Source organism: Pusillimonas sp. (assembly GCF_035515275.1).
Lineage (GTDB): Bacteria > Pseudomonadota > Gammaproteobacteria > Burkholderiales > Burkholderiaceae_B > Pusillimonas.
The window spans coordinates 1-25,182 of record NZ_DATJBQ010000046.1 but is presented as its reverse complement, the minus strand read 5'-3'; the positions used below and the strand labels follow the sequence as shown (position 1 = coordinate 25,182).

24 protein-coding genes are annotated in these 25,182 nt (G+C 59.5%); 14 read left to right on the top strand and 10 right to left on the bottom strand.

Annotated elements, in window-relative coordinates:
- On the bottom strand, positions 1 to 516 hold a 516-nt coding region (locus tag VL003_RS03115; RefSeq protein ID WP_325439476.1), incomplete at its 3' end, for a transglycosylase domain-containing protein.
- A gap of 216 nt (positions 517 to 732) precedes the next feature.
- Between VL003_RS03115 and VL003_RS03110 the strand changes: the two genes are divergently transcribed.
- From VL003_RS03110 to VL003_RS03095, 4 genes are all read left to right on the top strand, one after another.
- Positions 733 to 1,245 carry a shikimate kinase gene (locus VL003_RS03110; protein ID WP_414708226.1) on the top strand — a complete coding sequence of 171 codons (513 nt, stop codon included), beginning with the start codon at positions 733 to 735 and terminating at the stop codon, positions 1,243 to 1,245.
- Positions 1,226 to 2,311 (top strand): 3-dehydroquinate synthase, encoded by a 1,086-nt coding sequence (gene aroB, locus VL003_RS03105; protein WP_325439472.1) that lies wholly within the window; start codon positions 1,226 to 1,228, stop codon positions 2,309 to 2,311. The genes VL003_RS03110 and aroB overlap by 20 nt, the downstream gene beginning before the upstream one ends.
- Before the next feature lie 11 nt (positions 2,312 to 2,322).
- Entirely contained in the window at positions 2,323 to 3,456 is a 1,134-nt protein-coding gene (locus VL003_RS03100) for a deoxyguanosinetriphosphate triphosphohydrolase (RefSeq protein ID WP_325439470.1), read from the top strand.
- Between the two features lie 134 nt (positions 3,457 to 3,590).
- Positions 3,591 to 4,124, top strand: coding sequence for a 3-hydroxyanthranilate 3,4-dioxygenase (locus VL003_RS03095; RefSeq protein ID WP_325439468.1), 534 nt, complete (start codon positions 3,591 to 3,593; stop codon positions 4,122 to 4,124).
- A 92-nt stretch (positions 4,125 to 4,216) separates the two neighbouring features.
- Here the strand turns inward: VL003_RS03095 and uvrA are convergent, their stop codons facing one another.
- Together uvrA and VL003_RS03085 are read right to left on the bottom strand one after the other, a co-directional pair.
- A complete protein-coding gene (gene uvrA, locus VL003_RS03090; protein WP_325439466.1) occupies positions 4,217 to 7,060 on the bottom strand; it encodes an excinuclease ABC subunit UvrA in 2,844 nt (947 codons plus the stop codon).
- Positions 7,061 to 7,166: 106 nt separating this feature from the next.
- Positions 7,167 to 7,571 (bottom strand): RidA family protein, encoded by a 405-nt coding sequence (locus tag VL003_RS03085; protein WP_325439464.1) that lies wholly within the window; start codon positions 7,569 to 7,571, stop codon positions 7,167 to 7,169.
- Between the two features lie 125 nt (positions 7,572 to 7,696).
- On the opposite strand from VL003_RS03085, the gene VL003_RS03080 reads away from it, so the two are divergent.
- The 4 genes from VL003_RS03080 (at position 7,697) to VL003_RS03065 (ending at position 11,590) form a co-directional block, all read left to right on the top strand.
- Positions 7,697 to 8,911, top strand: a complete 1,215-nt coding sequence (locus VL003_RS03080) for an MFS transporter (protein ID WP_325439462.1) — start codon at positions 7,697 to 7,699, stop codon at positions 8,909 to 8,911.
- 198 nt (positions 8,912 to 9,109) lie between these two features.
- Positions 9,110 to 9,595 (top strand): single-stranded DNA-binding protein, encoded by a 486-nt coding sequence (ssb, locus tag VL003_RS03075; protein ID WP_325439460.1) that lies wholly within the window; start codon positions 9,110 to 9,112, stop codon positions 9,593 to 9,595.
- Between the two features lie 214 nt (positions 9,596 to 9,809).
- On the top strand, positions 9,810 to 11,012 hold the full coding sequence (hmpA, locus tag VL003_RS03070) for an NO-inducible flavohemoprotein (RefSeq protein WP_325439458.1): 1,203 nt from the start codon (positions 9,810 to 9,812) through the stop codon (positions 11,010 to 11,012).
- Between the two features lie 143 nt (positions 11,013 to 11,155).
- Positions 11,156 to 11,590: a DUF3597 domain-containing protein gene (locus tag VL003_RS03065; RefSeq protein ID WP_325439456.1), complete on the top strand. Its 435-nt coding sequence runs from the start codon at positions 11,156 to 11,158 to the stop codon at positions 11,588 to 11,590.
- 171 nt (positions 11,591 to 11,761) lie between these two features.
- On the opposite strand, the gene VL003_RS03060 is transcribed toward VL003_RS03065, so the two are convergent.
- The gene (locus VL003_RS03060; protein ID WP_325439454.1) at positions 11,762 to 12,475 is read right to left on the bottom strand and encodes a DUF6448 family protein; all 714 of its coding nucleotides are present in this window, start codon (positions 12,473 to 12,475) and stop codon (positions 11,762 to 11,764) included.
- Between the two features lie 253 nt (positions 12,476 to 12,728).
- On the opposite strand from VL003_RS03060, the gene VL003_RS03055 reads away from it, so the two are divergent.
- The gene (locus VL003_RS03055) at positions 12,729 to 13,181 is read left to right on the top strand and encodes an Hsp20/alpha crystallin family protein (RefSeq protein ID WP_325439452.1); all 453 of its coding nucleotides are present in this window, start codon (positions 12,729 to 12,731) and stop codon (positions 13,179 to 13,181) included.
- A gap of 218 nt (positions 13,182 to 13,399) precedes the next feature.
- Here the strand turns inward: VL003_RS03055 and VL003_RS03050 are convergent, their stop codons facing one another.
- Complete coding sequence (locus VL003_RS03050) at positions 13,400 to 14,827, bottom strand: amidase (protein WP_325439450.1); 1,428 nt, start codon at positions 14,825 to 14,827, stop codon at positions 13,400 to 13,402.
- Positions 14,828 to 15,081: 254 nt separating this feature from the next.
- Between VL003_RS03050 and VL003_RS03045 the strand changes: the two genes are divergently transcribed.
- Genes VL003_RS03045 through VL003_RS03030 form a run of 4 tightly spaced genes read left to right on the top strand, consistent with a single transcriptional unit; the run spans position 15,082 to position 19,801 of the window.
- Positions 15,082 to 16,299, top strand: coding sequence for an amino acid ABC transporter substrate-binding protein (locus tag VL003_RS03045; RefSeq protein ID WP_325439448.1), 1,218 nt, complete (start codon positions 15,082 to 15,084; stop codon positions 16,297 to 16,299).
- A gap of 28 nt (positions 16,300 to 16,327) precedes the next feature.
- Positions 16,328 to 17,185 (top strand): branched-chain amino acid ABC transporter permease, encoded by an 858-nt coding sequence (locus VL003_RS03040; RefSeq protein ID WP_325439447.1) that lies wholly within the window; start codon positions 16,328 to 16,330, stop codon positions 17,183 to 17,185.
- A 2-nt stretch (positions 17,186 to 17,187) separates the two neighbouring features.
- On the top strand, positions 17,188 to 19,080 hold the full coding sequence (locus VL003_RS03035) for a branched-chain amino acid ABC transporter ATP-binding protein/permease (protein WP_325439445.1): 1,893 nt from the start codon (positions 17,188 to 17,190) through the stop codon (positions 19,078 to 19,080).
- The gene (locus tag VL003_RS03030) at positions 19,073 to 19,801 is read left to right on the top strand and encodes an ABC transporter ATP-binding protein (RefSeq protein WP_325439443.1); all 729 of its coding nucleotides are present in this window, start codon (positions 19,073 to 19,075) and stop codon (positions 19,799 to 19,801) included. Before VL003_RS03035 ends, VL003_RS03030 begins: the two co-directional genes overlap by 8 nt.
- Positions 19,802 to 19,821: 20 nt before the next feature.
- Here VL003_RS03030 and VL003_RS03025 read toward each other — a convergent pair whose 3' ends face one another.
- Positions 19,822 to 20,661 (bottom strand): fumarylacetoacetate hydrolase family protein, encoded by an 840-nt coding sequence (locus tag VL003_RS03025; protein WP_325439441.1) that lies wholly within the window; start codon positions 20,659 to 20,661, stop codon positions 19,822 to 19,824.
- A 178-nt stretch (positions 20,662 to 20,839) separates the two neighbouring features.
- Between VL003_RS03025 and VL003_RS03020 the strand changes: the two genes are divergently transcribed.
- The gene (locus VL003_RS03020; protein ID WP_325439439.1) at positions 20,840 to 21,514 is read left to right on the top strand and encodes a GntR family transcriptional regulator; all 675 of its coding nucleotides are present in this window, start codon (positions 20,840 to 20,842) and stop codon (positions 21,512 to 21,514) included.
- A 73-nt stretch (positions 21,515 to 21,587) separates the two neighbouring features.
- Here the strand turns inward: VL003_RS03020 and VL003_RS03015 are convergent, their stop codons facing one another.
- From VL003_RS03015 to VL003_RS03000, 4 genes are all read right to left on the bottom strand, one after another.
- Entirely contained in the window at positions 21,588 to 22,370 is a 783-nt protein-coding gene (locus VL003_RS03015; RefSeq protein ID WP_325439437.1) for a class II aldolase/adducin family protein, read from the bottom strand.
- Between the two features lie 16 nt (positions 22,371 to 22,386).
- Positions 22,387 to 23,433, bottom strand: coding sequence for a ketopantoate reductase family protein (locus VL003_RS03010; protein ID WP_325439435.1), 1,047 nt, complete (start codon positions 23,431 to 23,433; stop codon positions 22,387 to 22,389).
- Between the two features lie 130 nt (positions 23,434 to 23,563).
- On the bottom strand, positions 23,564 to 24,565 hold the full coding sequence (locus VL003_RS03005) for an NADP-dependent oxidoreductase (RefSeq protein WP_325439433.1): 1,002 nt from the start codon (positions 24,563 to 24,565) through the stop codon (positions 23,564 to 23,566).
- Between the two features lie 14 nt (positions 24,566 to 24,579).
- The coding region (locus VL003_RS03000) for an ABC transporter permease (RefSeq protein ID WP_325439431.1) at positions 24,580 to 25,182 on the bottom strand (603 nt) is incomplete at its 5' end.

The window sequence follows — 25,182 nt, the reverse complement described above, 5'->3', positions numbered from 1 at the left end:
GTCCTTGCTAAGCGTGGCTTCGATCTTGAAGGTAAGCAGCAGTTCGTAGAACTTTCGGGTGTAGGTTTTTTCGTGCGACAGATAAAAGTTTCGCGCGACCTGCATGGTGATGGTGCTGGCGCCCTGGGTTTTGGCCATGTGCGTAATGTTGGCCAGCGTGGCGCGCGCCACGCCCGCCCAATCGATGCCGCCGTGCTGATAAAAACGGTCGTCTTCGGCTGCTAAAATGGCCGACTTCATGACATCGGGAACCTCGTCGAACCGCAATACGTTGCGCCGCTCTTCGCCGAATTCGCCAATAAGCACTTTGTCGGACGTGTACACACGCAAAGGAACGCGTGGGCGGTAGTCGACCATGGCGGTGAGGTCGGGAAGATTTGGCCAGGCCAGCGCCAATGCCAGCGCGCCAAGCAGCGCCCCGCATACGCCAAGCCCGGCCACGAACACGGCCGACTTGATCAGGAATCGCGGCAAGCGTGATCGGGGCTTGCTGTCTGAAGTTTTAGTAGAGCTCATTGATGGCGATTTTAAGCCCGGGCAGCCCGCGCTGCGCGCAAAGCGCAGAAAACATGTAACTGATTAATGCACTGCGGTGGGCGAAAGAAGGATTGCAAGTGGGATAATACACAAATGAATGATTCATTACGCGCGAATGCCCCGGCCAACATCGAGGTCTCAGGTCATGCCGCCCCGCCGTGTCCCGATCCGGCCGTGCCCATATTTTTGGTGGGCATGATGGGTGCCGGCAAGACCACGATTGGGCGCCAATTGGCCAAGGCGCTTGATCGCGAGTTCGTCGACCTTGATCTGGCGCTTGAAGCCCGCTGCGGGGTGCCGGTTGCCGTTATTTTTGAAATCGAGGGCGAAGAAGGGTTCAGGCGGCGCGAAAGCCAGTTGCTTGACTATTATTCGCAGCGGCCGGGCATTGTGCTGGCAACGGGCGGAGGGGCCGTGTTGGCGGCACGCAACCGCCACATGCTTAAAGAGCGCGGCGTGGTGGTTTACCTAAGGGCGTCCAGCGACGAATTGTACCAGCGCGTGGCCCGCGACCGCCAGCGTCCCCTGCTGCAAACCGAAGACCCGCGCGCCCGGGTCGCCGAGCTTCTGGCGCAGCGCGCACCTCTTTACGAAGAAGTTGCTACAGTTGCCTTTGATACCGGCAACACGCCCATACCTCAGGCGGTGCAAGAATTGGTAATACTATTGAACGACACAAGGACGCGCGATGAACACCGTGCAAGTTGAAACCCCCGGCGGGGTGTATCCCATACATATCGGCCCGGGGCGGCTAACCGCACTGGCGCGCAGCATTCCCGCCGATGCCTCGGCCGTTGCACTGGTAACCAACCCCACCGTTGCCGGCCTATATGCCGAACAGGTTGAAAGATCGCTGGCCGACGCCGGCCATCGCGTGCTGCGCATCGAGCTGCCCGACGGCGAAGATCACAAAAACTGGCAGACCCTGAACCTGATCTTTGATGCTTTGTTGCAACATCGCTTTGATCGCAAGGCGGTGCTGGTGGCGCTGGGCGGAGGGGTCATTGGCGACATGGTGGGGTTTGCCGCCGCCTGCTATATGCGTGGGCTGCGGTTCATTCAAATTCCCACTACCCTGCTGTCTCAGGTCGACTCGTCGGTAGGCGGCAAAACGGGGGTCAATCACCCGCTGGGCAAGAACATGATCGGGGCTTTTTACCAGCCCATTGCAGTCGAAATCGACATCGACGTACTTAAAACCTTGCCGGCGCGTGAAATTACCGCGGGTCTGGCCGAAGTCATCAAGTACGGCCTTATTATTGATGCCGAGTTTTTTGCGTGGTGCGAGCAGAACGTCGACGCCCTGCGGGCATTGGATGTAGCCGCCATCACCTACGCCATTCGCCGCTCGTGCGAGCTCAAGGCGTATGTGGTTTCGCAAGACGAGCGTGAATCGGGCCTGCGCGCCATACTTAATTTTGGGCACACCTTTGGCCACGCCATAGAAGCCGGCTTGGGTTACGGCCAATGGCTGCACGGCGAAGCGGTGGGTTGCGGCATGATCCAGGCCGCCGAGCTTTCGGCCGCGGTGCTTGGTTTGCCTCGTGAAAGCGTCGAGCGTGTTCGCGCGTTGGTGCGGGCCATAGGTTGCCCCGACACCCCGCCCGACCTGGGGGTGGAGCGCTGGCTCGAGCTGATGCAGGTCGACAAAAAGACCCAGGGCGGGCAGCTGCGCTTTGTGCTGGTGCCCGAAATTGGCCGTGCCGTGTGCGGTCCGGTGGCCGACGACGCAGTGCGCGAGGTGTTGCAGCGCACGGTGGCCTCATCGGTGTAGGGGCAGTGCTTATGGCAACGGCTTCTTATGCATGCAACCCTGAGCAAACCCGGGGCCGTTTGCATCCCGAGGCGCCGCCCGCCAATCGTACGCAGTTTCAGCGCGACCGCGACCGCATCATTCATTGCAACGCGTTCCGTTTGCTTGAATACAAGACCCAGGTGTTCATCAACCACGAGGGCGATCTGTTTCGCACGCGCCTGACACACAGCATTGAGGTGGCCCAGATTGCACGCACTTTGGCTCGCAACCTGGGCCTGCACGAAGACCTGACCGAAGCCATTTCATTGGCGCACGATCTGGGCCACACACCCTTCGGTCATGCAGGTCAAGACGAGCTTAACGCCTGCATGCGCGAAATGGCGCCGCAAGCGGGGGGCTTTGAGCACAACTTGCAAAGCCTGCGCGTGGTCGACGAACTTGAAGAACGCTACGCTGCGTTCAATGGCCTGAACCTGTGCTTTGAAACCCGCGAAGGCATACTGAAACACTGCTCGGTGAAGCACGCGCGCGAACTGGGCGAAGTGGGTCGTCGTTTCCTCGAGCGCACCCAGCCTTCGCTCGAGGCGCAAATTGCGAACCTGGCAGATGAAATCGCCTACAACAACCACGACGTCGACGACGGCTTGCGTTCGGGCCTGATCCGCATCGAGCAACTGATGCGCATTGAAATATTCGCCACTCACTATGCCGGGGTCATGCGTCGCCACCCTAATCTTGAACGCCAGCGCGCTATTTCGGAAACCACCCGTGCGATGATCAACACCTTGATCGTCGACCTGACCGAAACCACACTGGCCAATATTAAAATGGCGGTCCCGGCCGATGTTGAAGACGTGCGCAGGGCCGGCCCCCTGGCCGCGTTTTCGGCGCCCATGCGCGCCCAGGCCGATGCGCTTAAAAGCTTCTTGCTGGCCAACCTGTACAGGCATAGCCGTGTCATGCGCATGACCACCAAAGCGCGCCGCATCGTGCGCGACCTGTTCACCGAATTCATCAACGAGCCGCGCCTGCTTAAAGACGAGTACCGACGAGACGATGACACTGCCCAGGCCCGCGCCATAGCCGACTACATTGCCGGTATGACCGACCGCTACGCCATTCGCGAGCACCGCGAGCTGTTTCGCATGGACCAGGCTTTTTAGCCCTTTGGCTACAAGGTGTTTCGGCAACCCTAAAAGTTTTTTGACCTACCGCCCGTCACGGCTACGTGCAAGAATTCATAGACAGTTCAAGCGCGAAGCGCTGCGGGGTTTATTTATAGAGAAGGAGACAGACAATGATCGTTGCTCAAGGTTTTGAGATGCCTAATATCGATCTGGAAGGCATCATGCGTCATCTTACCGAGACCGGTAAGCGCACACATCAATTATGGCTTACTGAAGATTCGTTGGCATTTATTGCCCGGGGGCGCGAGTACCGCAGCGAGTTCCACCTGAACCCCAGCTACGAGATTCAATACTCGCTCAAGGGCGACCTCGACCTGCATTACCGCACAGCCGAAGGCAAAATTGAAATTGCCCACGTGCCCGAGGGCTCCGTATTATTTCAGCCGCCCATGGTGCCGCATTCGCCGCGTTTTGCCCCGGATTCTTTCCAGTTCATTATCGAGCGCGCACGCCTGCCCGGCGAGGTTGATCGTTTCCATTGGTACTGCCCCGAGTGCGACAACTTCTTGCACGAAGAAAGTTACGTGGTGGCCCATTACACCAACGACCCAGTCGGCCGTGCCTACGAGAACTTCTATAGTTCAAAAGATGCTCGTACCTGCAGCAAATGCGGCCACGAACTGCCGGCGCCCGACAAGCTGTAATGGATGGCGGCGCTGCACTCAGCGCCCCGTGCATCAGGCTTTCGGCCGGCCTGCCGTTGCGCTGACTGCACCGGCCATGCGCCCGCCCGCGCCTATTTTTCCAACAGGGGCCGCAAGTAGTGGCCCGTGTGGCTGTCGGGGTGGGCGGCGATTTGCTCGGGCGTGCCCTGGGCCATGATGCGCCCGCCCCCTGCTCCGCCTTCGGGGCCCATGTCTATGACCCAGTCAGCGGTTTTGATCACGTCAAGGTTGTGCTCAATAATGACCACGGTATTGCCGCTATCGACCAGGCGGCGCAGCACATCGAGCAGCAGCGAAATATCTTCAAAGTGCAGGCCGGTGGTGGGCTCGTCGAGTATGTACAGGGTCTTGCCGGTGCTTCGCTTGGAAAGCTCAAGCGACAGCTTCACGCGCTGCGCCTCACCGCCCGAAAGCGTGGTGGCGCTTTGCCCCAGCCGGACGTAAGACAAGCCCACGTCCATCAGTGTTTTTAGCTTGCGCGCAATGGCGGGCACGGCTTCGAAATATTCGAGCGCCTGGCGCACGGTCAGGTCCAGAACCTCGCTGATATTGCGTCCGCGGTAGCGGATCTCAAGCGTTTCGCGGTTGTAGCGCTTGCCGTCGCACACGTCGCAAGGTACGTACATGTCGGGCAGGAAATGCATTTCAACCTTTACCACGCCGTCGCCCTGGCAGGCTTCGCAGCGGCCGCCCTTGACGTTGAATGAGAACCGGCCCGGGTCGTAACCGCGCGTGCGCGCTTCGGGCACGCCTGCGAACAGTTCGCGTATGGGCGTGAACATACCCGTGTAGGTGGCCGGGTTGCTGCGCGGTGTGCGTCCGATGGGGCTTTGGTCGACGCTGATGATCTTGTCAAAGGCCGACAGCCCTTCCATGGATTCGAAAGGGGACGGCTCGGCCTGACTGCGGTGCAGTTCGTGCGATACGGCGGTGGCCAGCGTGTCGTTGATCAGGGTGGACTTGCCCGAGCCCGAAACCCCGCTGATGCACACCAGACGACCCACAGGCAGCGCCAAGTCGACCGACTTCAGGTTATTGCCGGTGCAGCCCTTAAGCCGCAGCCACTGCTGGTCGGGGGTTACAGGGCGCCGCTCGGGTACCGCGATGCGTCGACGCCCGCTGAGGTATTGGCCGGTCAGCGACTCGGAGTTTTCTTCTATGGCCTGTGGGCTGCCTTGTGCGACCACGCGTCCGCCGTGCTCGCCGGCACCCGGGCCCATGTCGACGACGAAGTCTGCCGAGCGGATCATGTCTTCGTCGTGCTCGACCACAATGACGCTGTTGCCCAGGTTGCGCAAATGGCGCAGGGTTTCAATGAGCCGGTCGTTGTCGCGTTGATGCAGGCCGATAGAGGGCTCGTCGAGCACATACATGACGCCGGTCAGGCCCGAGCCGATCTGGCTGGCCAGGCGAATGCGCTGTGCTTCACCACCCGAAATCGTGTCGGCGCTGCGGTCGAGCGACAGGTAGTTCAGCCCCACATTGTTTAAAAACTGAAGTCGCGCTTCGATCTCGCGAGTGATGCGGTCGGCCACCTCTTTTTTGGCGCCGGTCAGTTCAAGTTGCTGGAACCACTGCAGGCAGTCCGACAGCGACAATGCCTCAACCTCGTAAATGGCGCGGCCCAGACGCTGCTGGAGGCCGGGCTCGTCGCCGATAAGCACGTTGCGAGCTTCGATGCGCAGGCGCGAGCCTTCGCAGGCGGGGCAGGTCTTGGTATGACGGAACTTGCCCAGCTCTTCTCGCACAGCGCTGGAATCGGTTTCGCGCCAGCGTCGTTCAAGGTTGGGAATCACGCCTTCAAAGGGGTGCTTCTTAACGGTGCTGCCTTTCTCGTTCAAGTACAAGAACGCAATCTCTTGCTCGCCCGAACCGTACAGCACGCACTGCTGCACCTGCTCGTCCAGCTCGTTGAAGGGGGTGTCCAGGTCAAACTCGTAATGGGCGGCCAGGCTGGTCAGCATCGAATGTGTAAAGGCGTTGCGCCTGTCCCAGCCGCTGATGGCGCCGCTTGCGAGGCTCAGCTCCGGAAACGCCACCACACGCTTGGGGTCGAAAAAGTCGACGTGGCCGAGCCCGTCGCAACTGGGGCAAGCACCCATCGGGTTGTTGAAGCTGAACAGGCGCGGCTCGAGCTCGGGCAGGCTATGGCGGCACACCGGGCACGCGTAGCGGCTTGAAAACGCCATCTCTTCGCCCGAGTCCATGTTCAAAGCCACGGCGCTGCCGTAGGCCAGCTTCAGTGCTGTTTCAAAGCTTTCGGCAAGCCGTTGCCGGCTTTCCGGCTTGATGCGCAACCGGTCCACCACCACATCAAAGTTGTGTTTCTCGGTTTTCTTGAGGGCCGGAAGGCGGTCGATCTCAAGCATCTCGCCGTCGACACGCAAGCGCACAAAACCCTGTGCCTGCAGGCTTGCGCATTCATCCTCAAAGCTGCCCTTGCGCCCTCGGGCCAAGGGCGCCAACACGGCAAAGCGGGTGCCGGCCGCCCAATCCATGGCCTTGTCGACCATCTGGCTGACGCTTTGCGCCTGTAGCGCAAGCCCGTGCTCGGGGCAGTATGGCGTGCCCACCCTGGCGTACAGCAGACGCAGGTAGTCGTGGATTTCGGTAATGGTGCCCACGGTGGACCGTGGATTATGGCCCGCCGACTTTTGCTCGATGGCAATAGCCGGAGACAGCCCTTCGATCAGGTCGACGTCGGGCTTGTCCATAAGCTGCAGGAATTGCCGCGCATAAGCCGAAAGGCTTTCGACATAGCGGCGCTGACCTTCTGCGTACAGGGTATCGAACGCCAGCGAAGATTTTCCAGACCCCGACAAGCCGGTGACCACCACAAGCTTGTGCCGCGGCAGGTCTACCGAAATATTCTTGAGGTTATGCGTACGGGCGCCCCGTATGCGTATCGCGTCCATGGGCTTCAGTTGTTGAGGGCAACTTATTACTATAGCGCGTTACGCAAGCCTGGGCATCGGCGCCCAGGCTTACCTGCAAAGGTCGAGGCGTGGCTACTGCCGCGGTTTAGTCGATGACGGCCGTGACTTCGATTTCGACGAGGATGTCGGGCAGGGCCAGCGCCTGTACGCCCAGCCAGGTGTTGGCCGCAGGCAGGGCGTCGCCGTAGAACTCGGCAATGGCCGCACCCACGGTGCCCAGATATTCGGGCTTGTGGTTGACCACGAAGGTCTTCATGCGAACCACGTCGGCCGGGGTGGCGCCGGCTTCTTTCAGAACATTTTTAAGATTTTTAAGCGCTTGGCGGGCTTGTGCGGCCACGTCGGTACCGCCCACCAGTTGGCCGTTTTCGTCCCAGCCGACCTGGCCGGCGCAGTGTATGGTGGTTTTGCCCTGTGAAGTGGTGGCGTGCGAGAAGCCGTACTGCAGGCTGTTGTACATGTTTTTGGGGTTGAGCGCTTGGCGGGACATTTGTCTTCCTTCCTTATGGTTATGTAATCTGCGCCATGATCCCGCTTGTGTGCGGCAGTGTCAATCTCGGGGCTCGTGGCCTGTGGCGGCGGCTTATACTTAAGCCTTCTTCTTGATTCGGCCTTATGTCCAGTAACACAATCCCCTCGGCAAAGATGCAGCCCGTCAAACTTAAACTAACCCGCGAAGAGCGACGCGCCGGCATCATGCTTTCGCTGCTGTTTGCATCGCGCATGCTGGGTCTGTTTCTGCTCACCCCCATTTTTGCCGTCGCGGCGCTAACGGTGCCGGGGGGCGACAATGCCACCAAGGTCGGTATTGCGTTGGGCGCCTACGGCCTGACCCAGGCGTTCTTGCAGATTCCCCTGGGCATGGCCTCCGACCGTTTCGGCCGTCGTGCCGTCATCGTTTTTGGCATGCTGCTGTTCACGGCCGGCGGCATTATTTGCGCCCTGGCCACCGACATAAACTGGATTATTGTCGGACGTGTCGTGCAGGGCCTGGGGGCGGTTTCGGCCGCCATTACCGCTTGGTTGGCCGACGCTACCCGGCCCGAGGTACGCACCCGCGCAATGGCGATGGTGGGCGGCTCGATCGGCCTGTCGTTTGCCGCCTCGCTGGTGCTGTCGCCCCTGCTGGTTGGCCGGTTTGGTCTGTCGGGGCTGTTTTGGGCCATTAGCCTGCTGGGCTTCATTTGCTTGTTCATTGCCGCGGCGCTGGTGCCTTCGGTGCCCCGTAACAAAAAACCCATTATTCAGGCCCGCCCGCGCGACGTGTTGCGCCACACCGGCCTGCTGCGTCTGAATTTCGGCGTATTTTGCCTGCATTTTATTCTGATGGCCCTGTTCATGGTGATTCCGCGCCTGCTCGCCAGCCAGAAAGGGTACGACTCCTCTAGCTTGTGGGAGGTTTACCTGCCCGTCATCTTGCTGTCGTTCATTTTCATGGTGCCTGCCGTGTTCTATACCGAAACACGCCGCCTTCATAAAACAGCGCTGGAAGTCGCCGTGGCGGGTTTGGTGGTGGTGCTGGCATTAATGCCATTGGCCCGCGATAACTTCCTGGGCCTGGTCGGGCTGCTGGTGGGCTTTTTTATTGCCTTCAATATTCTGGAAGCCTTGCAGCCCTCGCTGGTATCGCGCGCCGCGCCGGCTGAGTATAAAGGGCTGGCACTGGGTTTTTACAATACATCGCAGTCGCTGGGGGTGTTTGCCGGCGCGGCGTCAGGCGGGGTCGTTGCCTCGCAGGGCGATGTGGGCAAGGTATTTCTGCTGGCTGCTGCGTTGGCGTTCGTATGGTTTTTAACCGCCCGGGGGTTCAGGCTGGGGCCTTCAGAATAGGGCGCGTTCCAATACTCGCCAAATGCTTGTTAGCATATAAATATGCAAACCGGCCGCTTTACGGCCGTTCAGCCACTGCGCCGCCGCGTGCGCAAATTTGGCCCGGGTAGTTATGCGGTATTGCGCTGTATTACGTGAGCCCGGCGCCGAAAATGGCCGATAATAGCGGCAATGTGAATTCAAGTTAGGGAAACCGTCATGGCCTCAGTCAACAAAGTCATTCTGGTCGGAAACCTCGGGCGCGACCCCGAGGTTCGCTACAGCCCCGATGGGGCGGCCATTTGCAACGTCTCCATTGCCACCACCTCGCAATGGAAAGACAAAGCCTCCGGCGAACGCCGCGAAGAAACCGAGTGGCATCGCGTGGTGTTCTACAACCGCCTGGCCGAAATCGCCGGCGAATACCTGCGCAAGGGCCGTTCGGTATACGTAGAAGGCCGCCTTAAAACGCGCAAATGGCAAGACAAAGACACCGGCGCCGACCGCTACAGCACCGAAATCGTTGCCGACCAGATGCAAATGCTGGGCGGGCGCGAAGGCGGGGGCGATGCGCCCATGGGCGGCGGCGACTACGGCTCGTCGGCGCCCCAGCAGCGCAGCCAGCGTCCGCAGCAACGTCCGGCCGCGCCACAGGCTGCACCGGCCGCCAACCTGGCCGACATGGACGACGACATCCCGTTCTAGCCGGCCCCGGCTTCGATTTAATTTAACAAAGGCTCACAACCCTTGCGATTGCGAGCCTTTGCCGTTTTTGCTTGCGGCAGATCAAATTGTTTCCGTTTTTTGGTCTTAAAGATATATTTAATTGGTATCATTAGGCCTTGCCGGTTCGGACTTCTCGTCGAGCCGGAATTTTTTGTGTTTAAAGATTCATATTCAATATATCTACGGAGCAAGCATGTTGTCAGCTGAAGCGCGTCCTTACATCGACGCAAGCGTTCCCGTCCTGCGTGAGCATGGACTAACCATTACCCGCCGGTTTTACAAAAACATGTTCGAAGAGCATCCCGAACTGACCAATCTTTTCAATATGGGTAACCAGGCAAGCGGGGCGCAGCAACAATCGTTGGCGGCAGCGGTGTTTGCCTATGCGGCCAATATCGACAACCCCGATGTGCTGGCTCCGGTGGTGAGCCGTATTGTTCATAAGCACGCTTCGGTGGGCATTGCTGCCAAACACTATCCCATCGTTGGCCGCCACCTGTTGGGCGCGATTCAGGAAACACTGGGCGATGCAGCCAGCCCCGAGCTGCTGTCGGCATGGGAAGAGGCCTACGGCATGTTGGCCGACGCCTTTATTGCCGAAGAAAGGAAACTTTACCAGGCCTCTGGAATGGAGCCCGGCTACGAGCGAGAAATGCGTGTGGTGTCGGTAAAGGACGAAAGCAGCGAGGTGCGTTCTTTTGTGTTAACCAGCGCCGACGGCTCGGAACTGCGTTCGTTCGCTCCTGGGCAGTACGTCAGTGTTTCCGTTAACCTGCCCACCGGCCTGCGCCAGTTGCGCCAATACAGTTTGTCTGACGCACCGGGCAACAACCAGGTGCGAATCTCGGTAAAACGCGAAGCGCCCGGGGCCGAGACCCCTGCCGGCGTGGTGTCGAACTGGCTTCATGACCACGTGAAAGAAGACGACATACTGCGCGTCACGCCGCCTTTTGGCGACTTTATGCCCGATACCGAAAGCAATGAGCCCATCGTACTGTTGTCGGCAGGTGTGGGCATTACGCCCATGATTTCGGCGCTTAACCGCATTGTGCAAGTCAACCCCGGCCGCAAGGTGGTGTTTGCTCACGCCGCCCGTAGTCCGGAACACCACGCTCACCGCGAAGATCTGGCACGTGCCCTTCAGGCCATGCCGTCGCTCCAGGTCGATATTTTCTACGAATCGTTGCCGGCGGACGAAGAACGAGCCGGCGTACACGAAGGACGTATGCAGGTGTCATTGCTGCCCGACTGGGCGCGCGAGCAAACAAAGGTGTACCTGTGCGGACCGGTGCCCTTCATGCAGGCACAGTGGCGCGACCTGGTGGCCCAAGGGGTCCCGCCGGCACGCATTCACCGCGAGGTCTTCGGCCCCGACCTGCTCGACACGCTGCAATAGGTGGCAGGCCCAATTTGCTTACATCCGCAGCGTTTGCGTCATAGTTGTCAGGAAAGGTAAAGCCTGTGTCCTGCTTGCAGAAAGCGGGGATGCCAAGACTTATACTCGGCTCATCCCTTCAACGTAACGCAAGGAGAAACCACATGGGCTTTTTTAACAAGATCCTGGAAAAATTGGGCATAGGCAGCGCCGAAGCGGCGCCGGCGGCAGCCCAGGGGGCACCCTCAGCAGCCGGTGCAACAACGGTTGGCGCAGGTGCTGCCCCGGCCCCATCGGCAACCGCGGCAACCGCGGCAACCGCTGCGGCGGGCGTGTCGGTGACGGACGTTGTGGCACAACTGGAGCAGAAAGCGGCCGCTAATCCGCAAAAGCTGAACTGGCGCACCTCGATTGTCGATCTGCTTAAGTTGCTTGACCTGGACAGCAGCCTGTCGGCACGTAAAGAGCTTGCCACCGAACTGGGTTGCCCGGCCGACAAAATGGCCGATTCGGCCCAAATGAATATGTGGCTGCACAAAGAGGTTCTGGCGCGCATCGCCAAGAACGGCGGCAATATTCCGCAAGATTTGCTGAACTAAGCGATTCGATACCACGCAGCGCCCAACGCCCGCGATCAATTTGTTGATCGGGGGCGTTTTCACTGTTATTAATGGATCCGGAGAATTGCAGGGAGAGAAGAAGCGCCTATAAACTAGGCGCCGGGCTGGTGAAGAGCCCCGCTTGCGGTCAGCATGTGACGGGGCTTGGTTCTAGTGATGATGTGCGTGCTGTTCCAGGTGCGTATCGGCCTTATGACCCCCGCATTGGCTATGCCCGGCCTGGCTGCCGGCTACTTCCCAGATTTTTTCTATGTAGTGCACGTAGGGCACGTAGGCTTCAACATATTCTCGACCGGCGGCCACGTTGCTCGGGTCGAAGCCTTGTTTTTCGGAAGCTTCTTTGAACAGTTTGCGAACGCCTTTGTCTACAGCCTGGGTAAGCAGCGTAACCACGGCGTCGATCGATCCGGTTTGCAAGGCTTTGTCGGCGGCAGGAACGGCCGGCCCCAGGTCTAGCCCGGCGGGCTTCAGGCCGGTATATGGTGCGCCTTCGGCAGCTCGGTGGATACGTACCAGGGTTTCAAGGAAGTACTCATCGGCCAGTGCTTGCGCCTGTGGGCCAAGCGCGCGCACCGCCTGGGCGTGGTCGAAAGCCTTGCGAATCTCGGTTTCGTCTTCAGCGCGTACCCAGGGCAGCACCAGGTTCACGTTTTTCTCGGCAAGCGCCTGCTTGGCCAGCACAACAACCGGGCCGTCGCGCGTGTCGCAGTGGCCGATGCCCCACAATGTGAGCATGCCGGCCTCAGTAGCCAGGCCGGGCAAAAAGCCAACCCCCAACAGATAGGCGCTGAGTCGTTCCAGGGTGATTAAGCCCAGCAGCAATACAAGTTGGGTACGCCGAGAAGATAAAGACAACGTTTTCATTGCTGGCTCCTTGCCAATACGTTGAGATGCGGTGCCGCTTGGCCAGGCCGGCGGCCGATTGATCATAGGCCGCACTTGGATACATGGCAATAAGCTTGCAAGCACTACGCCGGACGGATACTTGCGCTTTTTGTGGCTTGATTTTATATATAGATGTGAGCTCTCCGGGGCTTCCGGTGTTGCTTGGCCATCAGGCAGACCCCCTTGTTGAATAAACGCCTGATTTCCGAAACTATGACATAGCGAGGTTCAAATGGCGAACAAACTTGCTCGATTCAATAATTTTGGTGATTTGGCTCGATTCGATGCTTTTCGCGATCTCGACGATTTTTTCAGAAATTTTCCCCTAGGCGAGGCGTTGATGTCCAAAGGCAGCGCACCTCGCATCACTATGGATGTCACCGAGAATGACGATGCATATGTCGTCAAGGCAGAGGTGGCCGGGGTAAAGAAAGAAGACATCAACGTGACGATCGATGGCAATATGGTTTCCATCAAGGTGGAAACAAAGCGCGACAGCGAGCAGAAGGAAGGCGAAACGGTGGTGCGCACCGAGCGCTATTACGGCGTTCAATCGCGCAGCTTCAGCCTGGCGCACGACATCGACGACGACAAGGCCGTTGCCAACTATCAAAACGGCGTGCTCGAGCTGACCCTGCCGAAGAAGTCGGCGGGCGGGGGCTCTAAAACTTTACAAATTTCGTAGTCGTGCGGCGTTAAACACGCCCAAAAATTAACCCCGACCAGCATCAGCCTTGTCGGGGTTTATCTATGCCTGCCCAAGCGGGCTGTCAGCTCGGGGTTAGCGGTTTACAGGTAGAGATCAGCCCTGACGGCACGAACGTCAAGCTCCATGATGCAAGGCCCGATGGGCGGCAGGGCATGATGCGCCACGCTTGGGTGGTCCCAGCTGAACCGCCGCGGTCAACGTGGTGTCGTGACCTTCGCAAAGCCCGACTGCGCTCGTTCCCTTTCCCAGGCCCGCCCCAATTGCAGCACCGGCCAGTCGGCACCGGGGCGCCCGATAATCTGCAGCCCGGCCGGAAGGCCTTGTTTGTTTAAACCCGCCGGGACACTCAATGCCGGGCAACCGGTCAGCGACGCCAGAATGGTCACTTCCATCCAGCGATGGTAGGTGTCCATGGCGCGGCCATTGATTTCGCGGGGCCAGGTAATGTCGACAGGGAACGGGTACACCTGAGCGGCGGGCATCACCAGGAAATCGACCTGTTCAAACATCTGGATAAGCCGGCGGTAAATGGCAGAGCGATTGATCGATGCGCTGTATAAGCGTGAGGCGGGCATGTTCCGGCCTTGCTCTACTTCCCACACGGCCTCGGGCTTGAGTTGCGCGCGGCGCTGCGGGTCGGCGTAATGCACGCCCAGTGTTCCGGCCAACAGAAAATGTCGCCAGGTAAGCCAGGTTTCCCAAAGTTGTTCCGGCGAGAACGCTGGTTTCAAGGCTTCTACCCGGGCGCCAATATCGCTGAAGGTTTGCAAGGCCTGCTCACAGTGCTCAAGCAAGCCTGATTCGAACGCAAGGTGTCCGTCCAGGTTTCCCAGCCAGCCGATCCGGCAATTTTTAAAATCTTTATCCAGGTCTTCGTCGGGCAGGGCGTCGCGTAGCGACAGCGGGTCGCTGTCAAGGCGGCCCGCCTGGGTGCGCAGCAGCATGGCCAGGTCGGTAATGTTGCGGGCCATCGGTCCGTCGGTGGCCAACTGCTGGCAAAACACATCCGGGTTGCCAGAAGGCACCCGGCCCTGGCTGGGCCGCATGCCGTAAACGCCATTGAAGGCGGCGGGGTTGCGTAACGAGCCCATCATGTCGCTGCCGTCGGCCACCGGCAGCATGTTCAAGGCCAGCGCAACAGCGGCTCCGCCGCTGGAGCCGCCGGCAGTTAGCGCGGGGTCAAGCGCGTTGCGGGTGGGGCCGAACAAAGGGTTATAGGTTTGCGAGCCCAGGGCAAACTCGGGCACGTTGGTCTTGCCGATAAAAATGGCGCCGGCTGCGCGCATGCGGGCAATGGCGGGGGCGTCGGCCTGGGGCACAAAGTGTTGCAGCAGCGGTGAACCGAAGGTGGTGCGCAGGCCTTGGGTCAGGGTTACATCTTTTGGGGCTTGAGGCATGCCGTGCATCCAGCCCATATAAGTGCCTTGTGCCAATAGCGTGTCGTGCTCTTTTGCTTCGGACAATAGCTGTTCGAAAGGGCGCAGCGACACCAGCGCATTGAAGGCGGGGTTCACCACGCTGATACGGTCAAGGTAGGCGCGCATGACTTCACGACACGACACTTCTTTGTTTCGTATCGCTGTCGACAGCGCGTGTGCATCCAGTAAGGTGATCTCGCTCATGTGTGCTTCCCTTGGTGTATTTGACGGGCGCGACCCTGCGCGCTATGCATGGAAACCCTGATTTCCTTTTCACTTTGCCAATATATACTTTTGACAGGTTTGTATATTTTGGGTGGGTTCAGCAACATTTAGCAAGACCATATTGTGCTTGCTTCATGGCGCTCTCCATGCCTTAATTTCAACGAAGCCGCCAGAGCTTCGCTGCTTTGAAAATAATTAATTGATAGCAAGGCATTCCAAACAGGAGACCAATCATGACACTTGATCGACGCGCATTTTTAGCTGCACTTAGTGCAATGGGCGCGGGTGCATTTGCGCCCGCCGCTTTTGCTCAAAGCGGCGCCAAGCCTTCGGGCGACCCCATCCGCATCGGCGGCACTTTGGCCATGACCGGGCCGTTGGCGGCCACAGGCCTGGTTCACAAGCTTACCGGCGAAATCTATGTCGACAACCTGAACAGTCGCGGTGGCCTGCTAGGCCGCCCGGTCGAGTGGGTGCTTAAAGACGACCAGTCCAAGCCCGATATGGCCCGCACGCTATACGAACAACTTATTACGTCCGACAAGGTCGACCTACTGATCGGGCCTTATGCCACGGGCAATATTCTTTCGGCCATGGGTGTTGCCCAGCGCTACAAAAAGATGCTGGTGCACCATACCTTCGGCATACCCAAGCTGGCCAAGTACGAATGGCAGTTTCCGGCGTGGTCGTTAGGCCCCGATCCCGACATCACCACCCCCGAGCTCGTGCTCGACATGATGGCCAAGTCGCAGCATCCGCCCAAGCGTATTGCCATCGTTACCAGCAAGTTTCCATCCGTGCATTTTGTGTCGCAGGGTGCGCGCAAAGTCGTCAAGCAGAAAGGCCTCGAAGAGGTTCTGTTTCTTGAGTGGGACTTCGGCAACCGCGATTACTCTCCCATTGCCGGTCGCATCAAAGAGGTCGACCCCGACTTTCTGTGGGTGGGTGGCCTTGGGCTCGAGGGCAACCAGTTGCTCGATGCACTTAAAAAAATCGACTACAAGCCGCGCAACCACTTTCACCTGTACCCGGCGCCCGGCCCCATGGTCAAGGCGCCTGAAGCAGACGGTGCCTTGGCCATTACCATTTTCGAGTCGCATGCGCCGTTCACCGACAACCCGATTGCAGCCGAGTTCGTGAAGCAGTTCGGCGAACGGGCCAAGGCCGCCAATCTGCCCGAAACCTCGGTTGAAACACAAGCCGCAGCTTCATTTTCGGCATGGCAAATTATTGAAAAGGCCGTTGTCGAAAACAAGACCCTGGACGACGAAAAGCTGGCTACCTGGCTGCAGGCCAACCAGGTCGACACCATTCAGGGGCGGTTGCGCTTTAACGAAAAGGGCAACTTCGGCGACAACCTGGGCCGCGTCAAGCAAGTGCAAGATGGGCATTGGCTAACGGTGTACCCCAAAGATTGGGCGGCACCCGGCGCCACATTAAAAACCTCGTAATGGCCGACAAACCAATTAGAACTTGCTGATGAACCTACCAAGCTCCACATTGTTGGCCCAGTCCATACTGGCGGGCGTTTTCACCGGTGCGCTGTATGGGCTTTTGGGGCTTGGGCTTAGCCTGTCCTGGGGGCTGCTGCGCCAGATCAACCTGGCGCATTTCGCCCTGGCGTTTTTGGGCGCCTACCTTACATATCAACTTTCAAGCTATGGGGGCATTGACCCCATGCTTACCCTGGTAATGATCGTGCCGCTGTTTTTTGTACTGGGTGTGGCGGTGCACTGGGTATTGGCGCGCTTCAAGGTCACACCATTCAACTCCCTGCTCATTACCTTCGGCCTCACCATCATCGTCGAGGCGATGCTGCAATGGATCTGGACAGCCGATTACCGGCGCCTCGATTCCCATTACGCCGAGCAGCGCTTTCGCATCGGCGAGCTATTCCTTCCGCTACCCGAGATCATCACCTTGGCGCTTAGCGTGGGCTGCGCGTTAATCGTCTGGCTCGTGCTAAAACGCACCGACCTGGGCAAGGCCCTGCGCGCGGCCTCCGAAGACGCCCCCATTGCGGCCGCTTTTGGCATCAACCAACGTGGCCTGGCCTTGGTGCTTTCGGGTTTCAACGCCTCGCTGGCGGGCGTTGCCGGCGTTTGCATCGCCCTTAGCTATACGCTGGCACCCTCGCAAATCTATGTGTGGATCGGCGTGGTGTTTGCGGCTGTGATGCTGGGTGGGCTGGGCCGCCCCTTTGGGCCGCTGATTGCCGGTTGCATCATTGGCGTGTCTGAAGCAGTGACCATGGCGGTCGCCTCGCCTTCGCTGGCCCCCCTGGTGTCATTTTCGCTTCTGATACTGGTGCTTCTCGTACGTCCAGGAAGGGCCTGATCATGCGTCGCTCTCTTTTTCTAGTGCTGTTTGCAGGCGTGATGCTGGCCATTGTGCCGTATCTGGGTTTGCCGGCGTTCTATGAGTCTGTCTTGTATCTGGTGTTCCATTGGGTGGCGCTGGCCACCTCATGGAATATCTTGTCGGGCTACTCGGGGTATTTTTCGTTCGGTCACGGCGCGTTCTACGGCATTGGCATGTACACCACGGCCACGCTTACCAGCCAGTTCGACGTCCCCTTCCTCTGGACCCTGCCGGCCGCCGGCTTTTGTGCCGCCTTGTTCGGCATTGTGCTGGGCGTGGTGTCGTTCCGGGTCAAGGCGGTTCGGGGCGAGCTCTTCGCCTTGCTTACTTTGGCGGCTACCTTCGTGGTCGCCACCATAGTGCTCAATACCCCGATCGACGGCGGGCAGGGCGTGTACCTTAGCGCCGTGCCCATGCCCGATTTCGGCCCTTCGCCATCGGGCACTTTCTATCTGCTGGCGCTGGCCGCTGCGGTTGCCACCGTCGTTATCGCTCTGCTTATCTATTACGCCCGCTTCGGGCTGGGTCTGTTCGCCATTCACGACGACGAAGACGTGGCCGAAGTAATGGGGGTGCCCACATTCAAGTACAAGGTGGGGGCCTTTGCCATTTCGTGTGCGCTGGCCGGCGTGGTGGGCGGCATTCAGGCCATGTTTGTGTCGTACGTAACTACCGGCGACGTATTTACTGTGGCCATGCCGCTTACCGTTGTACTGATGAGCGTACTGGGTGGCACCCGCCATTGGCTGGGCCCGGCGGTGGGGGCGCTGGTCATTACCTTGCTGCTGTACAGCTTTACCGCAGGCGACAGCGCCGTGCTGGGTAAAGTCGCCATGGGCGTCATATTGATCGTGGTCATATTGTTTATGCCCGAAGGCATATTGGGGCAGGCGCTTAAACGGTTCGGCCGCCGCAAGCACAGTGCCGACTCCGCTGCACCTACGCCGCCTTCTGCCATCAACCGGCAGGCCCAGCAGGCAGCCTCTGTAGCGACCGGCTCGCATCAAACCCACGCCACCGGCGGGGCTGCTGCGCCGCCGGCGCAAGCACAGTCCGGCCAGGGCACCCCGACCCCCGGGGCAACCCCCGTTGCAACCTCGGGCGAGGTCTTGCTGTCGGCCAATAACGTCGCCAAGTCGTTTCGCGGCGTGCGGGCGCTAAAAGGGGTAACGCTTCAGGTGCGACGAGGCGAAATTCTTGGCCTGCTGGGCCCCAACGGCTCGGGCAAGTCTACTTTCATCAACGTAACCAGCGGGCATTTTCCGGCCACTTCCGGAAGCATCACCTTCAAGGGCCAAGAGCTGGTTGGGCTTGATGCGCATCGTATTGCTCGTTGCGGCGTTTCGCGCACCTATCAGATACCGCGCCCCTTCGCCCATTTGACCGTGCTTGAAAACGTGGCCCTGCCCGCCATGTTCGGCGCCCAGCAGGTAGAGCGCCGCCAGGCCGAAGCCGAGGCCTGGCGCTGGCTTGAATTTACCGGGCTGGCCGGCCGCGCGCACGTGCTGCCCGACGACCTTAATCTGCATCAGCGCAAGTTCCTTGAGTTCGCGCGCGCCTTGGCGGCCCATCCGCAACTGCTCATGCTCGACGAGGTCTTGTCGGGCCTGACACCTTCTGAAATTGACGAGGCGGTTGAGCTGATCCAGCGCATACGCGCCCAGGGCACCACCATACTGTTTGTAGAGCACGTCATGCGGGCTGTCATGGCCTTGTGCGACCGCCTGGTTATTTTCCATCATGGCGAAGTGCTGGCCGAAGGCTTGCCCACCGAAGTCATGTCGCGCCCAGACGTGGTGTCGGCCTACCTGGGCAAGCCGATTGAAGAGGGCAAGGCGCCCACTATTTCCGGAGCACCCCAGCATGCTTGAAGCACAGTCCATTCGAGTGGCTTACGGAACAGCCACGGCCTTGTGGGATGTTTCGCTGAATGTGGGCGCGGGCGAACTGCTTTGCGTGGTGGGCCCCAACAGCGCCGGCAAGACAACGTTAATCAATGCCATTGCGGGCCTTAACCGTATCAGCGCAGGCAAGCTTTTGTTGGACGGTAAAGATATTTCGCGGTTGGCCGCGCATCGCTTCTGCTCTGAAGGCATTGCACTGGTTCCTGAAGGCCGTCGCTTGTTCACCGAAATGACCGTGCGCGAAAACCTTGAGCTGGGCAGTTACATTAGCAGCACGCGTGCGCATCGTGCCGATTCCATCGAGCGTGTCTGTAATCTGTTTCCGGCCCTGGTGCCAAAGCTGGAAGATCCGGCTGGTTCGCTTTCGGGTGGTCAGCAGCAAATGGTGGCCATTGGGCGCGCCTTAATGGCCAGGCCGCGCTTGCTGCTGCTTGACGAACCGTCGTTGGGCCTGGCGCCCAGCATTGTGCTCGACATGTTTAGGGTAATACGCGAGATTCACGCCGAAGGCATGGCGGTGCTGCTGGTCGAGCAAAACGTAACCATGGCGCTGCAGGTTGCCCAGCGTGCGGCAGTGCTTGAAGAAGGCCGCATTGTTGCAACGGGCACGCCTGACGAGCTTTTGGCCCGCCCCGAACTGCGGCGGGCCTACCTGGGCCTTGAAACCGACGAAGCGACCCAGGTGTAAGCCGCCAGGCAAAAGCTGCGTTATGCCTCGTCTACGATGGGGTTGCGCAAGGTGCCCAGCTTTTCAACGGTAACTTCGCATACGTCTCCGCCGCGCATAAGCAGTTTGGGGTCGCGCGCCCAACCGATGCCGGCGGGGGTGCCCGATACAATGACGTCGCCCGCCTCAAGGGTAATGGCTTCGCTGATAATCGAAATAAGCGTGGCCACGTCAAAGATCATGTCCGAGGTATTGCCCGATTGCACCACTTCACCGTTCAAGCGGGTTTCAATCTTCAGGCCTTTGGCGCCGGCGGGCAGCTCGTCGGCAGTGACCAGGTCCGGACCGAAGCCGCCGGTGCCGTAAAAGTTTTTGCCGACTGTCCATTGAGGGGCAATAAATTGATATTCGCGAATGGAGCCGTCGTTGAAAATGGAATAGCCGGCCACGCACTCAAGTGCCTTGTCTTTGGAAATGTAGCGGCCGCCCTTGCCCAGTACTACGGCCACTTCGCCTTCGTAGTCAAGCGAATCGGAAAGTTTCGAGCGAACGATGGGCTGGTTGTGCGCAACCAGGCTGGTGTGCAGGCGCAAGAACAGCGTGGGGTAATCGGGCTGCTCGTACGGGCTTTCGGCCGTGTGATCGGCGTAGTTCAGGCCCACGCAAATAATCTTTGTGGGGCGGGTCAGCGGCGGCAAAAAGCGGGCGTGGGCTTGTTTGACGGTTTGTTGTACTGGGCGGCCCTTGCCCCAGGCGGCAAGGTCGGTGCCGTTGGCCAACAAGGTTTCAAGGCTTTCGTTGCCGACGACGTCGATGTCGCCTTGGCCGTTGCGCACGCCCAGCGCGGGCTTGCCATTAAGTTCGATGGATACGTAGCGCATTGACGCCCCCTTTTATTGTTCAGGAAATTTAGAAAACTCAAAGTACACAGCGCCTCAAATCCTATGTCAAAATATATACAAAATCAAGTTTTATAGATTAAATTTTTTGCCCCGTTTAAAATGCAGGATTCGTCCTGAAGGTTTGTCTCGGGGGCGATATTTCTTATTCTGAATAAAATTGAGCAACGAACCCAGCACTGCCCGCACAACGGCTTCTTCCTTGCAGCTTGCCATTCGGCAAGACCTTATCAATGGCGTGTTTCCTGCCGGCGCCAAGTTGCGCATCCGCGAGCTTGCCGAACGCTACGACGTGGGCACCATACCTTTGCGCGAAGCGCTTTCGCGCTTGTGCAATACCGGCTTTATCGACGCGGTAGACCAAAAGGGCTTTCGGGTTTCCGATATGTCAGAGGACGAGCTGCTTGACATCACCCAAACCCGCCAGAAGCTCGAGTGTCTGGCGCTGCGCGAGGCCATAGCCCTTTGCGACGGCGAATGGGAAGGCCGCGTCCTGGCCGCCTATCATCAGCTTAAACGGCTGCCCCTGCATCTCGACGGCACAGGAAAAAACATTAACCCCGAATGGGAGCGTGCACACGACGCGTTTCACGAAACCTTGATTTCGGGCTGCCCATCGGCCTGGCTGAAGCGGTTTTGCGCCACAATGCGTGAGCAAACCGCGCGCTACCGCGCGCTGTCGGCGGGCATTGGCCATGCCGAACAGCGCGACGTCGATGCCGAGCATGCGGCCGTGGTTAACGCCATTGTCGAACGAGATGCCGACGCTGCATGCCGGATGCTGTCGAGCCATTTTTCGGCAACCACCAAACTGGTCTCGCGGCTGCTGAAATAAACATCGTTCAAGCGCGAATGCAAGTTCAATGTGCCTCAAGTGCCGGCGACCGCGGCCTTGACAACCAACGCGCTTAACGCGTGTTCAGGTCGGCCTTCATTTTGCGCACCATGGCGGCAAAGAACTTGTCGGCAAAGCCGCTGTCTCGTATAAGCATTGCTGTCAGGTCGGCGCATTTTTGCTGCACGTCTTCGGGCAGCGGCACATCTTCGCCCGGCAGTGCGCCCGCGGCGCACTGAATCTCGGCGGCGCGCTGCACCGTCCAGAGCAAAAAGAACGCCTTGGCAATGCTGCCTTCGGCCACGGCAACCCCGTGGTTGCGCAGCACCAGTATGTGTTTGTTGCCCAGGCTTGCGACCATGCGCGGTTTTTCGTCGTCGAACAGCGTAATGCCTTCGAAGTCGTGATAGCCCACGCGGCCACGCAGTTGTGCGCCATAGAAGCTGTTATGGTCGAAACCCGTGCGCTTTTGCGCCACTGCCGAAATGGGCGTGGTGTGCGTGTGGATGATGCACCGTATGTCTTCGCGGGCTTCGTGCAGGGCCGCATGCAGCGCAAAGCCCGCGGGGTTGCCGTCGTAAGGTGAATCTTCAAGCTTGTTGCCGGTCAGGTCGACCCTGAGCAGATTGGCGGGTGTGACTTCGGTGTAGTTCAAGCCAAAGGGGTTGACCAGATATTCGTGGGTAGGCCCCGGCAGGCGTGCCGAGATATGGTTGAAAATGCTTTCGGTCCAGCCCAGGTAGTCGACCAGGTGGTAGCACAGAGCCAGGTCGGTGCGCAGCAGCCATTCTTCGTTGCTGCAATGGGCCGGGCGGCCCGCATCGAAATTGGCAAGGGTTTCGGCTTGGATGGTCATGGCTGGCCTTTTGTCTTTAGTGGGTTTGTACATGCAGGGTTTCGTCGCGGTAATGCGCCAGTGCCAGCAGGTTGCGGGTAATGGGCATGTCAATGCCCTGAAGCTCGGCAAGCTCTAGCACCGCATCGCCAATGGCCGCCAGTTCAAGGCGGTGCCCCGCCATGGCGTCTTGAAGCATCGACGTGCGCACCGGCCCCATGGCCACCGCTTGTTCAACGAAACTGGGCGGGTCAAAATCAATACGCGCCCCGTAGGCGGCGGCCACGGCCAGGCATTCGTTCATGACCTTACGCACCAGGGGCAGCAAGCGCGGGTGGCTGTACAGCGCGTCAAGCGTGGCACCGCTAATGACTGAAAGCGGGTTGGACGTGAGATTGGCAATGATTTTTGTCCACAGCGGGTCGCGTATGCGTGGGCTGAGGCGTGATTCAATACCGGCGTCGTTAAAGGCCTGCACCAGTCGCGCCGCGCGGGGGCTTTCAGTGTGGTCAAGCTCACCCAGCACGATCAGCATGGGGTTGGTCGATACCGCCTGGCCCGGGGCCGGTCGCTCGGCCGTTAAAAACTGCACCGCCCCCAGTACCTGATGGCTGGGTATGCTTTGCAGCAACGCGCCTTCGGGGTCGACCGCCTGAATCGCCCTGCCCGACAGCCGCCCCGGCAAGCGCGAAAAATACCACCACGGCACGCCGTTGACCATGGGCACAATACAGGTTTTGGGGCCGATAAGCGGGGCAATGGCGGGCACAATAGTGGGCAGATCGTGCGCCTTGGTGCAAATTAGCACGACATCGTGCACACCCAGTTCGGCCGCGTCGGCGCTGGCACGCAGCTGCACGCGCAGCGTGTCGTGGGCGCGGCGCAGCTGCAGCCCCTTGCTGCGAACGGCCTCAAGCGTGGCGCCGCGCGCCAGCAGGCTTACGTCCTGTCCGGCGTGAGCCAATGTGGCGGCCAGTGTGCAGCCGATGGCGCCTGCGCCCGCAATGGCGATGCGAAGGGGCGGGCTGCTTGGGTTAACAAGGTCGACCTGCGTGGATCCGACCGGCAACGTGCTGGAAATCATAAGCAATAGAGCGGTACTGAAAGACGAAATTCACTCTAGCATGACGAATATCCGCACGGTGTCGGTTATTCGCATCATTCGTTTTCAGGGTTTTCGCTGTGTGCCCGGCCGTCCGGTTGCGCCGCCCTGGTCAGTCTTCGACCCGCAGCAGGTGCTTGCCCATGCCTTCGCCTTTCAGTAGCGCATGCAAGGCGGCCGGGGCGTTTGCCAAGCCTTTGTGTATGGTTTCGTGCACCTGCACCTGGCCCTTGCGTGCCGCCAGCGCCAGCGCCTGGCCGGCTTGAGCAAATTCGGCCGCATGGTCCCAAACTAGAAATCCCTCCAGGCACAAACGCTTGTACAGAATGTCGGAAGACCGTAATCGCCCCAGGTATCCTTCGTATTCGCCGCTGTGTCCGCAAAGAAGCAGGCGTGCCCGGGCATTGGCGCATTGCACTGCGGCCTCCAGAATTTCTGCGCCGCTATTGTCGAAGTAGTAGTCAATGCCTTCGGGCGCCGCCTGGCTTATGGCCGCCACCCAATCGGTGACGCCGCGCCGGTCAATGGTTGCATGAAACCCCAGTTGGCTCAGGTGTGCGCACTTTTCGGCGCCGCCCGCTATGCCCACCACTTTTAGTCCGGCCTTGAGGGCCAATTGACCGGCAATGGATCCAACCGTGCCGGCTGCGCTGGAAATCAGCAGGGTTTTGCCTTGACCGTTAAAGGTTTTTTGCAGCAGGCAGTGATGCAGCCCCAGCCAGGCGGTCAGGCCCCCCACCCCCAACAACGATAAGTGCCAGGTTTCGGGGCCGGAGGCAGGCGTCAGCGACACGACGTCGGCGGCGCGCACGGTGGCGTAGCGCTGCCAGCCGAACTCGCCCCGAACGAGGGTGCCGGCCGGAAGGGCTCCGGAAACGACCGTGCCCAGGCCGCGCCCAACCATGCGGCTGTTCAGCGGCACGATGGGGCCCACGAGATCGCCCGACACCCGTTCCTGCAAATACGGGTCCATGGAAAGCCAGCGGGTTTTTACCAGGACTTGGTCCGGACCGGGCTGCTGCACCTCGGTATCGACCGTCTGGAAGTCGTCGGGATGAAGGGTGCCGCCGGGGCGGCGTACAAGCCGTACTTCTTGATTGTGTAGTGATGACATCAATAAACCTGTGTTCAGCCCTGCGCCCCAAAACGCCGGGCCAGTGGCGAGATCAACAAGCGGTCTCCCGCCCAGAAAAGAATGACAATGACCAGACAGGTGGCCAGGACGGTATTGCCGTCGGCGTAGCTTTGCGCCCGCACCATTAAATAGCCCAGCCCGCTTTGCGCCCCGAACATTTCCGCGATCAGGGCGATTTTCCAGGCCACGCCATAGGCGATCCGAAGGGCGGCAATAAAGTAAGGCAAAAGCTGAGGCAAGATAATTCGGAACATCAGCCGGCGGGGGCTGCGGCTGAAGCTGCGGCCCATTTCGGTCAGTTCGGGGTCCAGCACCCTGACCCCTTCGCTGATGTTGATCAGGCAATAGGGCACCAGGATCACGACCTGAATGAACAGCACCGTAGCGGTGGATACGCCGAACCATATCGTGGCCAGAAGGGCCCAGGCCACGGTAGGAAAAGAAATTAGAAAGGGCTTGAGCAAATGATGGATGATGCCTTCAAGAGCGGGAAACCATCGTGGCAGCAACGCCATGAGCCCGCCCAGCAGCACCGCGACAATCACCGAGCCCAGCACGCGCAGCAGGCTCCATACCCAATGCATGGCCAGTGAGGG